Genomic DNA, 13,228 nt, shown 5'->3' with positions numbered 1-13,228 from the left:
TCAGCCACCGCGCCTCCAGCGATCGGATCGGACGTCACCCCACATCCAACCGCCATGACCACCAACCCGGCGAACCTATCCGGTCACAGCACTAGGTCTAGGTCCAGGTCTGGGGCCAGGGTCGGGCGGTCAGCTGGTCGTCATGTCTCTCCGGCGGAGTGCCGCCAGGCCCGCTGTGGTGAAGGTGGTGGTGAGGGCCAGGAGGATCAGGAGCGGGGGCCAGTCGAGGGAGCCGCCGGGGAGCTTGGGGAGGTGGCCGTAGGGGGAGAGGTCGAGGACGGTCCGGGGGATGTTCAGGGCGGGGCCGATCCAGCCGATCAGCAGGACCGCGCCCGCGACGCCCCAGGCGACGGGGGCGAGGGACGGGGAGATGCCGTGGAGGAGCACGGCGAGGGAGCCGATCAGCCAGATCGCCGGGAGCTGGACGAGACAGGCGGCGAGGAGTGGGCCGACGTCCTGGCCGTAGCCCGCGGCGAAGCCGAGCGCGGCGATCAGCATGATCAGGGCCGAGCCGCCGTAGGCGACGAGGAGATGACCGGCGGCCCAGCGCAGACGGCCGACGGCGCCGGCGAGAAGCGGTTCCGCCCGGCCCGAGGTCTCCTCGCCGTGCAGCCGCAGGACGGAGGAGACGATGAACAGCGCGGCGATCAGGCCGAGCATGCCGACCATGGCGGAGAGGAAGGCGTCGGTGACCCCGCTCTGGCCGCCCATGCGTTCGATGATCTGGCGGGCGCTCTCGTTGTCGCCGAGGAGGTCCACGGCACCGTCGGTGAGACCGCCGTAGACGACACCGGCGAGGAAGAAGCCGATGCTCCAGCCGAGGACGGTGCCGCGCTGGAGACGCCAGGCCAGGGCGCCGGTGCCGGTGAGGCGGCCGGTGGGCGGGCCGGGGCGGGTGGGCAGGAAGCTCATGCCGACATCGCGGCGGCCGGTGAGTTCGTAGGCGATCAGGGACTGGAGGGTGATGGCGGCGGCCAGGAGGAGCAGGACCCACCAGCGTTCCTGGGCGAAGGGGCGCAGGTTCTCCAGCCAGCCGAGCGGAGAGAGCCAGGTGAGGGGGGAGGAGCCGTTGGTGCTGGCGGAGTCACCCGCCGCGCGGAGCACGAAGGCGGTGCCGAGGACGGCGGCGGTCAGCCCGCGGGCCAGCCGGGCGCTCTCGGTCAGCTGGGCCAGGATCGCCGCGGCGGTCGCGAAGACCATGCCGACGGCCGCGATGCCGAGCCCGAGGGCGAGCGCCCCGGCGATGCCCTGTCCGGCGAGACCGGCCACGAGCAGCAGGGCGAGGACGCCGTTGGCGGCGCCCGCCGTCAGCAGGGCGGCGGTCAGGGAGGCCCGGCGGCCCACCATGCCGGAGGCGATCAGTTCCTGACGGCCGCTCTCCTCCTCGTCACGGGTGTGCCGGACGACGATCAGCAGGCTCATCACCGCGGCCAGCGCGGCGGCGTAGATGCCGACGCGCCACGCGGTCAGGGCGCCGAGGGAGTCGCCGAAGACCGGGCCGATGAGTGCGCGCAGGGAGGCGTTGGTCTCCATCTGGACGATGAGGTCGGCGCGTGCGGCGGCGGTGCCGTAGAGCGAGCTGAGGGTGTTCGGCATGGAGAGCACCATCAGCGCGGTCACCGCGATCCAGACCGGGATCATCAGGCGGTCGCGGCGCAGGGCGAAGCGCAGCAGGGTGCCGGTGCCCGCGAACTGCCGGGTGGCGCCGGCGCGCACGGAGAGGGAGGTGACGGGGAGGGCGGTGCGCTGCTGTGTCATCGGGTCGGCACCTCGTCCTGGCCGGTGCCGGTGGTGGTCGTCGCGTCGTCGTCCTGGTAGTGGCGCAGGAAGAGTTCCTCCAGGGTGGGCGGGGAGGAGGTCAGGGAGCGTACGCCGGAGGTGCCGAGGGCGCGCAGGACGCCGTCGAGCTGGTCGGAGTCCACCTGGAGGCTGACCCGGCTGCCCTGGATGTCGAGGTGGTGCACGCCGGGCAGCCGGGACAGGCCGTTCGGCGGGCCGGCGAGTTCCGCGCTGACGCTGGTGCGGGTCAGATGGCGCAGGTCGGCGAGGGAACCGGTCTCCACGGTGCGGCCCTTGCGGATGATGCTGACCCGGTCGCACAGCTCCTCCACCTCGCTGAGGATGTGGGAGGAGAGCAGCACGGTCCGGCCGCGGTCCCGCTCCTCGGCGACACAGCGCTGGAACACCGCCTCCATCAGGGGGTCGAGTCCGGAGGTCGGCTCGTCCAGGATGAGCAGATCGACGTCCGAGGCGAAGGCGGCGACCAGGGCGACCTTCTGGCGGTTCCCCTTGGAGTAGGTGCGGCCCTTTTTCGTCGGGTCCAGTTCGAACCGTGCGATCAGCTCGGCGCGGCGGGCCGGGTCGAGACCGCCGCGCAGCCTGCCGTAGAGGTCGATGACCTCGCCGCCGGAGAGGTTGCGCCACAGGGTGACATCGCCGGGGACATAGGCGATACGGCGGTGGATCTCCACCGCGTCGGTCCACGGGTCGCGGCCGAGTACCTGGGCGGCTCCGGAGTCGGCGCGCAGCAGGCCGAGCAGGACCCGGATGGTGGTGGACTTGCCGGACCCGTTGGGGCCCAGGAAGCCGTGCACCTCACCGGACTCGACCGCGAGGTCGAGGCCGTCGAGCGCGTGGGTCCGGCCGAACGACTTGTGCAGCCCGGAGACGCTGATTGCCTTGGTCATGATTCTGAACGTACGCTGTCTTCACAAATTTGTGAAGTTAAGGAAGCGTATAAATCGCGGATACACTGCGGAGGGGGCGGACGGACAGGGCGGACACAGGGAGATGATCGGACGATGCGGGACATGAGCGACGAGATCACTCCAGCGTCCGAGCGGGACCCCGAGACCGTGTCGAGGTTCGTCGAGGCGTTCGCCGCGCAGTTGGTCGAGGCCGGGATGCAGCGGATGGCCGCGCGGGTCTTCGCCGCGCTGCTCGCCTCCGACGCCGGGGCCATGACGTCGGCGGAGCTGGGCGCGCAGCTCCAGGTCAGCCCGGCCGCCGTGTCCGGCGCGGTGCGCTATCTCTCCCAGGTCCACATGGTCTCGCGCGAGCGCGAACCGGGCTCGCGCCGCGAGCGCTACCGGGTGCACAGCGATCAGTGGCACGAGGCGCTGACCAACCGGGACGCCGTCCTCAAGCGCTGGGAGGGCACGCTCAGGGAGGGCGTCGAGACGCTGGGGGCCGACACCCCCGGCGGACAGCGGATCGCCGAGACGCTGGCGTTCTTCGAGTATCTCCAGGGGGAGATCGGCAAGCTGATGGAGCGCTGGCGGGAGCACCGGGACACACAGTTCGGGCGGTGAGACGGAGGGGACCACGGCCCGACGGACACTTTGGAAACGCTGTTGCGGAATTCCGAAACGGTGACCGGTCGGCGCCGCCCGGCCGCGCTCAGCCCGGCAGCACCAGGCCCAGCGCCCCCTCCCACACCGTCCACGTCCGGCGCCGTACCGGGCCCGAGACCGCCGCGTCCGCCCGGTAGCGGAAATCCGGCCCCGAGATCGTGATCCGGCGGCCCGCCGCCCGCAGCGGAGCCGCCTCCGCGCCGATCGACACCGGCCGCACCTCCACCGCCGCCGACCCCGCCCCGCCCGGCGTCACCGACACCCCCTCCACCGGCTGCTCCAGATCGACCAGCGTGTCCCCGTCCACCTCGACCCGCAGCCGCGCGGGCCCGTCGCCCCAGGCCACCGGAGCGCCGCCCGCACCGGGACCGCCGCCGCCGCGTACCGGACGTGACGCCACCAGATTCCGTACCCGCGCATGGCACGACCGCAGCCATGCCCCCATCGCCGCCAGCTCCTCCGCGCAGGGCGCCACCGGGGCGCCCTGCGGCCCCCCGGCGGGCGCCGCCGGGTCGGACCCGCCCAGCGGGGGCACGCTCAGCGCCCCCAGCACCACCCCGTCGCTGTCGTCCACCAGCACATCCAGCCGCCGTACCGCCCCGTCGAGCACCGCGCGGGCCGCCGCGACCGCGCCCGACGGGACCCCCAGGGCGTGCGCCACACCGAGCAGCGGCCCGACCGGCACCACCGACAGCGCACATCCGGCCAGCTCCCGCTGGCGGTGCAGCAGGGCCACCGCCCGCGCCAGCGCCCGGTCGTCACCGATCACCACCGGCCGCCGCGCGCCCCGCCGGGCCAGCGCGCGGGCGAATTCCTCCGGCCCGTCCGGCAGACACACCTTGGTCGCCGCACCCGCGCTGAGCACGTCTTTCGCGATCCGTACCGACTCCCCGTCCATCTGTCGGGCGACCGGATCGATGACCACCAGCAGCTGATCGGAAGTCGCGAAAGTCGCCACCTCGGCCATGCCTCGCTTCCTCGGGTAGCATCTTTGTGCAAGAGCCCCTTGCGCTATTGCGCCAGGGGCTTCGTCTATTCCGGGGCATCCGGTCCGACGGGTCGCGACCGACGAGGGTCGCCGGGGTACGAGGCACACGCCGTGCCGCGTACGCCCCTGACCTTGGACATGCCCCGCCCGGAAGGGGTGTACGCGCGTGCCCGCACTTGTGCTGCTCGGTGCTCAGTGGGGTGACGAGGGCAAGGGGAAGGCCACCGACCTGCTCGGTGGCTCGGTCGACTATGTGGTCCGCTACCAGGGCGGCAACAACGCCGGCCACACGGTGGTCGTGGGCGACCAGAAGTACGCCCTGCACCTCCTCCCCTCCGGAATCCTCTCGCCCGGCTGTACGCCGGTCATCGGCAACGGCGTCGTCGTCGACCCCTCGGTCCTGCTCTCCGAGCTGAGCGGTCTGAACGAGCGCGGCGTCGACACGTCCAAGCTCCTGATCAGCGGCAACGCGCACATCATCACCCCGTACAACGTCACTGTCGACAAGGTGACGGAACGCTTCCTCGGAAAGCGGAAGATCGGGACGACCGGGCGCGGCATCGGTCCCACCTACGCCGACAAGATCAACCGGGTCGGCATCCGGGTCCAGGACCTCTACGACGAGTCGATCCTCACCCAGAAGGTCGAGGCGGCGCTCGACGCCAAGAACCAGATGCTGACCAAGCTCTACAACCGGCGGGCCATCGCCATCGAGCAGGTCGTGGAGGAGCTGCTCGGCTACGCGGACAAGCTGCGCCCGTACGTCGCCGACACCGTCCTGGTCCTCAACCAGGCGCTGGAGGACGACAAGGTGGTCCTCTTCGAGGGCGGCCAGGGCACCCTGCTGGACATCGACCACGGCACCTATCCGTTCGTCACCTCCAGCAACCCCACCGCGGGCGGCGCCTGCACCGGCTCCGGGGTCGGCCCCACGAAGATCAGCCGGGTCATCGGCATCCTCAAGGCGTACACCACCCGCGTCGGCGCCGGGCCCTTCCCGACCGAGCTGTTCGACGCGGACGGCGAGGCGCTGCGCCGGATCGGCGGCGAGCGCGGGGTCACCACCGGCCGCGACCGGCGCTGCGGCTGGTTCGACGCGGTGATCGCCCGCTACGCGACCCGCGTCAACGGCCTCACCGACTTCTTCCTCACCAAGCTCGACGTGCTCACCGGCTGGGAGCAGATCCCGGTCTGTGTCGCGTACGAGATCGACGGCCGCCGGGTGGAGGAGCTGCCGTACTCGCAGACCGACTTCCACCACGCCAAGCCGGTCTACGAGAACCTGCCGGGCTGGTCGGAGGACATCACCGGCGCCAAGTCGTTCTCCGACCTGCCGAAGAACGCGCAGGCGTACGTCAAGGCGCTGGAGGAGATGTCCGGCGCGCCGATCTCCGCGATCGGGGTCGGTCCGGGCCGGGACGAGACGATCGAGATCAACTCGTTCCTGTAGACGGACGGACAGCCCAGGGGAAAGGGGCGGGGGTGCCGTATGTGGCGCCCCCGCCCCTCGCCGTGCCCCGTCTACTCCGCGCGCAGCGCCCGCCCCGCGTCCACCCGGGCCGCCCACCCCGCGGGCAGCAGCGCCCCCGCGACCGCCACGACCGGCCCGCCCAGCACCAGCAGCACCAGGACCGGCACGGAGTGCACGGCGACGAACGACTCCGGCAGATTCATCCCCACCGCGTCCCCCATCAACGGCATCACCCGGCGATGCAGCAGCACCCCCAGCGGAACACCCACCGCCCCCGCGGCCAGCCCGACCCCCGCCACGGACACGAGGACCATCCCCACCGTCTGCCGGGGCGTCATCCCGAGCGCCTTGTGCACCCCGAGGGCGTGCACCCGGTCCCGGGTGTCCAGCACCACCGTGTTGAGCACCCCGAGCCCGGCCACCGCCACCAGCAGCACGGTGAGCATCGCGATCAGCGCGTCCATGGCCACGATCACACTCGACGAACGGTCCCCGCCGGGGTGGGCGTACCCACCGGTGCCGTCCAGGGCCGTGCCCAGCGCGGAGACATAGGCGTCGGTGGAGACCCCGGGGTCCGGCTGGACGTGGAAGCGCACAGGATCGCCGTCCAGCCCGAGCGCGGCCAGCGTGGCGGTCGCCGTGAGCACCGTCATCCCGTCGTTCTCGGTGAAGAACGCCTCACCCACGATCCGTACGGTGGTCTCCCGGCCGCGCGCCGACAAGGTCACCGTGTCGCCGACCGAGACGCCCGCCGCCCGCAGGAAACGGTCCGTGACCACCGCCTCCCCGGCCGTCCCCGCCGTGAACCAGCGCCCCGACACCAGCCGCGGGGCGCCCCAGCGGGCATCGCCCGAGTACCCCGTCACGGATGTCCGTCCGCCCACCCCGGAGGCGGTGACCTCGGTGCTCACCGTGCCGTAGAAGCGGCGGGTGTCGGGCTGGGCGCGCAGCACGGCGGCGATGGCGTCCGGGTCGGCGGACCCGGACCCGCCGGCCGGCTCCTGGCCGGGGGCGGGGACCGCCTGGGCGCCCGGCGGGCCGCCGCCCGGACCCGCGTCCACCACGACCGGCGCCGCCGAGTCCAGAATCCGGTGCGTCTGGACGGCGCTCAGCGACAGCCCGAGCCCCACCGCGAACGTCATGGTCAGCGCGGCCAGCGCGACCGCGGCACCGGTCGTCGCCGTACGCGCCGGACGGGTGAAGGGCTGCGCGAGGCCCAGGCTCAGCGGACGCGGCACCGGCAGCCGCCCGGTCAGCCGCCGCGCCCGGCGCCCGCGCCCGTCACCCGGGGTGCGCCCGACGGTGATCGCCGTGGCGCTGGGCAGCCGCCCGGCCCGCAGCGCGGGAACCAGCGCCGCCCCCGCGACCAGGGCGAGCGCGACACCGGACACGGCCGCGTACACCCACCAGGGCACTGTGGCCGGGGCGCCCCCATAGGCGTCCTCGACCGTGCCGAGCACCGGGCCCGCCAGCACCCGCCCGAGGACCGCGCCGAGGACACAGCCCACCCCGGCCGGGACGAGCGCCTGCGCCACATACGCCCGTACCACCTGACCCGGCGTGAAACCCAGCGCCTTCAGGACCCCGATCCGCCGCCGCGCCGCCCCCACCGCCCCGCTCACCACGATCCCGATGATCAGCACCGACAGCGCCAGCCCCAGCACCCCGAAGGCGGCCACGAACGGCACGAACGCCAGCGTGTTCGCCAGCCGCTCCTGCTCCACGGCCAGATGGGAACGGGTCCCGGTCAGCGCCCCCTCGGGCCCCGCCGCCCCGATCGCGGCCCGCGCCGCCTTCATGTCGGCCTCGCTCCCGGCGTCCTGGAAGCGGTACAGCATCTGGTACGTGGCGGGGGCGTCCGGCGCGGCCATCGCCGCCGCCCGCGCCGGGGTCGTCCAGGCGTCCGCGGTACCGGTGACCGAGCGGGCCACGCCGACCACGGTCAGCGTCGGCGAGCCCGGCACCCCGGTGAACTCCAGCCGCGCGCCCGGCGACAGCGGCGTCGCGCCCTCGGCCACCACCAGCTCACCGGGGCCGTCCGCCCACTCACCGGCCACCAGCGACAGCCGGTCCACCGGCCCCTCGGCGTCGGCCCGCCCCACGACGGTCATCGACGGCAGGGTCACCCCGGCCGGAACACCGGGCCCCCCGGACGGCGACGAGGACGCCGACACCGTACGGGGCTGGGCGTCCACGACCCGGAACGGCCCGGCCGCCGCGTCGACCCCGGCCGCCCGCGCGCTGGCGCCGATGCCGTCGTCCCCGGCGCCCCCGGCACCCCCGTCGTCGGCGTCCACCTCGAACCGCGCCGCCAGATGCGCCCCCCGCAACTCGTCCATCGCCTGCGCGAACGGCGCCCGGGACGCGGCGAGCACCCCCACCGCCACCACCGACGCGGCGACCGCGACCAGCGTGGTCAGCACCATCACCACGGTCTGCACCCGGCGCCGCCCGACCCCGGCCCGTACGACCTTCCCCAGCGCGGTCACGCCGCCGCCTCCGCTGCGACCCGGCCGTCCACCAGCTCCACCGTGCGGGTCGCGCACGCCTCGGCCAGCCGCAGATCATGGGTGACCAGCACGATCGTCTGCCCGTCCGCGTTGAGCGAGGCCAGCAGCTCCCGTACGCCGTCGCCGGAGGCGGAGTCCAGGGCGCCGGTCGGCTCGTCGGCGAGCAGCAGCGGCGGACGGTTCATCAGGGCGCGGGCGACGGCGACCCGCTGGCGCTCCCCGCCGGACAGCCGCCCCGGATAGGCGTCGGCGTGCCGCGCGACACCGAGCCGGGCCAGCAGTTCGGCGGCCCGGTGGCGGGCCTCGGCGCGCGGCACCCCGGCGAGCTGGGCGGGCAGCAGCACATTGTCGGCGACCGTCAGATCGTCGAGCAGATGGAAGAACTGGAAGACCATGCCGATCCGGGACCGCCGATAGCGCGCCGAGGCCGCCTCGCCGAGCCGGTCCACCCGCAGCCCGTCCACCGTCACCCGGCCGCCGCTCGGCCGGTCCAGCCCCGCGATCAGATGCAGCAGCGTCGACTTGCCGCTCCCGGACGGCCCCAGCACCGCCAGCGACTCCCCGGCCATGACGGTCAGATCGATCCCGGCGAGCGCCGGTGGCCCGCCCTCCCCGTACGCCCGGCTCACCTCCCGCAGCTCGACGAGCGGACGGTCGGCGGACTGCGCCGGCACAGACGTGGTCATGGGCCCTCCCCGGGGCGGCGGTTCACTGGTCAGGACTGCTGCCGGCGACGCTAGACAGGCCACCCCCGCCGGGTCGTCGCCCGCGACGACGAGCACCACGGCCGTACCCGCCCTGCCGCGGGGGGCGGAGAGGGGGCGGCGGATCGTCCGCGTACGGGTCCGCCGTCGTACGGGAGAGGTACGCGGACGATGTACGTCACCCGGTGGGGTGTCCCCGGCGGGAGGGATGTGGCGGGGCGGGGTGTCTTGCCAGACTGGACGCATGACGGGGGAGGCGACCGGGCGGGGCACCGGTACGACGGAGGACGACCGGCCGCGGTGCCGGTGGGGCCGGTTGGGCTGGTTCGGCCGGTTCGCGCAGTGGTGGGCCGGGCTCGGCGCGCTGCTGCGGCCGGGCCCGCCGCCACGCCCCTCGCGCTGGGCGTGGACCGCCGACGCCGTCCTCGCCCTGATCCTCGCGGTGTGCACGGTCAGCGCGGTCCTCGACGTGGGCCAGGGCGGCCCGGACGCGCCATGGAGCAGCGCGGTCCAGGTCGACGGGCCCGTCACACCACCGCCCCCGCCCGCACCGCCCCCCGTCCCCTTCGACCCGACCCTGCTCCCCGGCCCCCTCGCGGACGGTCGTCCGGACGCCTTGGAGGTGCTGCTCGCCGCGCTGACCGCGCTGCCGCTCGCGATCCGCCGCCGCTTCCCGCTGGCCGCCTTCGCCGCCGTCCTCGCCCTGACCCTGCTCTTCCGGCTGCGCTACGGCGACGGCCCGGCGGCGAACAGCACGACCAGCGTCTACACCTTCCTTACCTGCGTGGTCGCCGCGTACAGCGCCGCCGTGCACAGCCCGCACCGGCGCCGGGCCCTGGGCGGGGTGCTGGCCGGGGCGGTCCTGATGGCGGTCTTCCACGACCAGTACTTCCCGTACTTCACCCCGGGGTACGTGCCGTTCCTGCTGCTGCTCGCGGTGGGGCTCGGCGCGAACGCGATCCATGTCTGGCAGCAGCGGGTGCGCGAACTCCAGGCCCGTCAGGAGACCGCCACCCGGCTGGCGGTGGAGCAGGAGCGGGCGCGTATGGCCCGGGAGTTGCACGACGTGGTCACCCACAATGTGAGCGTGATGGTGATCCAGGCGGGCGCGGCCCGCAAGGTGATGGACACCGCCCCGGAACAGGCCCGCGACGCCCTGCTCGCGGTGGAGGCGGGCGGCCGTACGGCGATGGCCGAACTGCGCCACGCGATGGGCCTGCTGACGATGTCCACCGACCCGGACGGCACGGCCATGGACCGCACCGGCATGGACCGCACCGGCATGGACCGCACGGTCCGGGACCTCGATGCCCCCGACCCCGACCCCTCCCCCGACCCCGACCCCGACCCCGACCTCTCCCCCGACCCCGATCTGTCGCCCCAGCCCGGCCTGGCCCGCCTCCCCGCCCTCACCGACCAGGTGCGCGCGGCCGGTACCCCGGTCGGACTCACGGTCACCGGAACCCCCGCCCCCCTCTCCCCGGGCGCCGATCTCGCCGCCTACCGGGTGGTCCAGGAGGCACTGACGAACGTCGTCAGACACGCGTCCGGCGCCCGGGTCAGCGTGACGGTCGCGCACACCCCGGCCGAGATACGCATCGAGGTCGCCGACACGGGAGGCACCCGCGCCGCCCCTGCCCCCTTCCCTCCTCCAGGTGGCCGGGGTCTGACCGGGCTGCGCGACCGTCTCGCCGTGCACGGCGGCACCCTCACGGCCGCCCCCCGCCCGACCGGCGGCTTCCGCCTGCGGGCCACGATCCCGGTGGACACCCCGTGACCCCCGCCGACGCCCCCGCCGACACCCCCGCTCCCGCCCCCCGGGTGGTGATCGCCGACGACCAGGCCCTCGTCCGTACCGGCTTCGGGATGATCCTGACCGCCGACGGCATCGACGTCGTGGCCCAGGCGGCGGACGGCGCCGAAGCCCTGGCCGCGGTCGAGCGCACCCGCCCCGACCTGGTGCTGATGGACATCCGGATGCCGGTCCTGGACGGCCTTGAGGCCACCCGCCGCATCCTCGCCGACACCGCCGTCGACCCCCCGCGCGTCCTGATCCTGACGACATACGACCTGGACCGCTATGTGTACGCGGCGCTGGCCGCCGGGGCGAGCGGCTTCCTGCTGAAGGACGTCACACCGGAACACCTGGTCGCCGCCGTCCGGCTGGCCCGCGCCGGGGACGCGCTGCTCGCCCCCGCCATCACCCGGCGGCTGGTGGAGCGGTTCGTCGCCCAGGGCACGGCGGCGCCCGCGCTGCACCGGGACCTGGCGGTGCTGACCCCGCGCGAACGGGAGGTGCTCCAGGCTCTCGGCACCGGTCTGAGCAACACCGAGCTGGCCGCCCGGTTCGCGCTGAGCGAGGCCACGGTGAAGACCCATGTGGCCCGCATCCTGGCCAAACTCCGCCTGCGGGACCGGGCGCAGGCGGTGGTGGTGGCGTACGAGACGGGCCTGGTGACCCCGGGCGGCGCGGCGGGGCTCAGCTGACGTCGGTCATGGCGGGGCTCAGCTGAAGACGATCATCGAACCCTGGGCCAGGGACCGCGTCGCGGCGGCGTGCAGCCCGAGCCAGACATGCCGCTCCCGGGCGAACGGGCTGGGGTCGTAGGGAGCGGGTACGGCGGGCTCCTCCAACTCCGTGGGCGCGAGCGGCGCCTGCGGCGGGGCCGGGGGGTTGGCCGGGTCGATGCCGATGGCGGGCGCGACCTGCTCCAGCTCCCGCAGCAGCCCCTGCGCGGAGCCCAGCGGACCGCCACCGGCGAGGAGTTCGTCACTGGAGAGGGGATGCGGGAAGTCGACCGGGACGTAGGCACCGGCGTGGTCGTAGTGCCAGACGAGATGGGACTGCTGGGCGGTGGTCTCGAACATCTCCAGGAGCTGTTCGTAGTCCCCGCCGAGTTCGTCGACCGGGGTCACCGGCAGTCCGCAGACCTGGAGCAGAAAGGCCCGGCGCAGAAAGTGCAGGGCGTCGTAGTCGAACCCGGCGACCGGCGCCACGTCCCCGGACAGCCCCGGCATGTACTGGTACACGGGCACCGGCGGCAGCCCGGCCTCGGCGAGCACGGTGTTGTACTGCGCGAGTTCCTCGGCGAAGGGGTTTTCGGGGGTGTGGCACAACACGTCGACGAGAGGTACCAGCCACAGGTCACAGGCCAAAAGACAACTCCTCCACGGATGGCGCGCGCTCGGCACGCTGGTCAGGGAAGCGTAATCGGTCCACCCCGCCCCCGGCCCGCCCGCGCACACGTTCGGTGCGTGACCCATACCCAGAAGGTGACACCGAGCACCGCATATATGCCCGCACCTTGTTCCGGAGGGCACCTCAGTTGCTCCCCGAGGCGCCTGCGCTTGTTGCCGACGGTGGGGCAACGCTGCTTAGGGGCGCTGGGGGTACCCCCTCTGGGGGAGGAACTGCGCGACCGGCCACGACGCACCCGCACCCACACATGTACCCGTACCCCTACGGCGAAGGGACCCTCAATCCCCGGCGAGCCGCTCGATCAACGCCACAGAATGCGCGTTGTACTCCCCCACAACCCCCCGCGCCCCCTCCACATCCCGCCCCCGCAACGCATCCACCAACTCCGTATGCCCCGCCCACAACAACCCCCGCACATCAGCGAGAGGCCGCAAGAACTGCACCGCACACACCCACGACTGCACCCGCGTCCGATGCAGAAAGTCCGCCAGATACGGGTTCCCGAACAGCGCGCTCAGCTCCCGCCAGAACCGCAGGTCATACCCGATCAGCACCGTCAGATCCCCCGCGCGAGCGGCCCGCTGCGCCTCTTCCCCCCGCCGCCGCACCCCCGCGAGCGCCCCCGCGGTCCGCGGATCGGCGGGGTCCCGGAACCCGTGCAGCCCGGCGCCCAGCGCCTGGAACATCCCGTCGGTGACCAGCGCCCGCGCCTCGACCAGACCCCGGAAGTCGGCGACGGAGTACTCCCGGACCCGGAACCCCCGGTGCTGGTCGGCCTCCAGCAGCCCCTGCGCGGACAGATCGACCAGCGCCTCACGGACCGGCGTCGCCGACACCCCGTACTGCTCGGCGATCTCCTTGACCGTGAACGCCTGCCCCGGCGGCAGCCGTCCCGCCAGCACCTCGTCGCGTAGCGCGTCGGCGATCTGCTGCCGCAGGGTGTTGCGGGTCACCGCGCCGTTGCCACTGCTGCCGGGCATGATCCGGGCGTCCTCTCCATGGG

11 protein-coding genes are annotated in these 13,228 nt (G+C 73.7%); 4 read left to right on the top strand and 7 right to left on the bottom strand.

The annotated features are described in order from the left end of the window. Positions 1–129: 129 nt before the first annotated feature. Entirely contained in the window at positions 130–1,758 is a 1,629-nt protein-coding gene (locus AB0D49_RS37480) for an ABC transporter permease (protein WP_362767205.1), read from the bottom strand. Further along, on the bottom strand, positions 1,755–2,687 hold the full coding sequence (locus AB0D49_RS37475; RefSeq protein WP_362767202.1) for an ABC transporter ATP-binding protein: 933 nt from the start codon (positions 2,685–2,687) through the stop codon (positions 1,755–1,757). Before AB0D49_RS37475 ends, AB0D49_RS37480 begins: the two co-directional genes overlap by 4 nt. Positions 2,688–2,810: 123 nt before the next feature. Between AB0D49_RS37475 and AB0D49_RS37470 the strand changes: the two genes are divergently transcribed. After that, a complete protein-coding gene (locus AB0D49_RS37470; protein WP_362767200.1) occupies positions 2,811–3,311 on the top strand; it encodes a MarR family transcriptional regulator in 501 nt (166 codons plus the stop codon). Positions 3,312–3,399: 88 nt separating this feature from the next. Here the strand turns inward: AB0D49_RS37470 and AB0D49_RS37465 are convergent, their stop codons facing one another. After that, a complete protein-coding gene (locus AB0D49_RS37465; RefSeq protein ID WP_362767197.1) occupies positions 3,400–4,320 on the bottom strand; it encodes a diacylglycerol kinase in 921 nt (306 codons plus the stop codon). 187 nt (positions 4,321–4,507) lie between these two features. On the opposite strand from AB0D49_RS37465, the gene AB0D49_RS37460 reads away from it, so the two are divergent. After that, positions 4,508–5,791 (top strand): adenylosuccinate synthase, encoded by a 1,284-nt coding sequence (locus AB0D49_RS37460; RefSeq protein ID WP_362767194.1) that lies wholly within the window; start codon positions 4,508–4,510, stop codon positions 5,789–5,791. A gap of 71 nt (positions 5,792–5,862) precedes the next feature. Here AB0D49_RS37460 and AB0D49_RS37455 read toward each other — a convergent pair whose 3' ends face one another. Then, the gene (locus tag AB0D49_RS37455) at positions 5,863–8,301 is read right to left on the bottom strand and encodes an FtsX-like permease family protein (RefSeq protein WP_362767192.1); all 2,439 of its coding nucleotides are present in this window, start codon (positions 8,299–8,301) and stop codon (positions 5,863–5,865) included. Next, a complete protein-coding gene (locus AB0D49_RS37450; RefSeq protein ID WP_362767189.1) occupies positions 8,298–9,008 on the bottom strand; it encodes an ABC transporter ATP-binding protein in 711 nt (236 codons plus the stop codon). The genes AB0D49_RS37455 and AB0D49_RS37450 overlap by 4 nt, the downstream gene beginning before the upstream one ends. A 262-nt stretch (positions 9,009–9,270) precedes the next feature. On the opposite strand from AB0D49_RS37450, the gene AB0D49_RS37445 reads away from it, so the two are divergent. Both AB0D49_RS37445 and AB0D49_RS37440 read left to right on the top strand, forming a co-directional pair. Further along, the gene (locus AB0D49_RS37445; RefSeq protein ID WP_362767186.1) at positions 9,271–10,803 is read left to right on the top strand and encodes a histidine kinase; all 1,533 of its coding nucleotides are present in this window, start codon (positions 9,271–9,273) and stop codon (positions 10,801–10,803) included. Next, positions 10,800–11,513 carry a response regulator transcription factor gene (locus AB0D49_RS37440; protein WP_362767184.1) on the top strand — a complete coding sequence of 238 codons (714 nt, stop codon included), beginning with the start codon at positions 10,800–10,802 and terminating at the stop codon, positions 11,511–11,513. Before AB0D49_RS37445 ends, AB0D49_RS37440 begins: the two co-directional genes overlap by 4 nt. An 18-nt stretch (positions 11,514–11,531) precedes the next feature. Here AB0D49_RS37440 and AB0D49_RS37435 read toward each other — a convergent pair whose 3' ends face one another. Further along, positions 11,532–12,182 carry a hypothetical protein gene (locus tag AB0D49_RS37435; RefSeq protein ID WP_362767181.1) on the bottom strand — a complete coding sequence of 217 codons (651 nt, stop codon included), beginning with the start codon at positions 12,180–12,182 and terminating at the stop codon, positions 11,532–11,534. A 321-nt stretch (positions 12,183–12,503) separates the two neighbouring features. Further along, a complete protein-coding gene (locus tag AB0D49_RS37430) occupies positions 12,504–13,205 on the bottom strand; it encodes a GntR family transcriptional regulator (protein ID WP_362767178.1) in 702 nt (233 codons plus the stop codon). Between the last annotated feature and the right edge of the window lie 23 nt (positions 13,206–13,228).

The organism is Streptomyces sp. NPDC048290 (genome assembly GCF_040652095.1).
In the GTDB taxonomy this organism is placed as follows: Bacteria; Actinomycetota; Actinomycetes; order Streptomycetales; family Streptomycetaceae; genus Streptomyces.
This window is presented reverse-complemented; position numbering and strand designations above follow the sequence as displayed.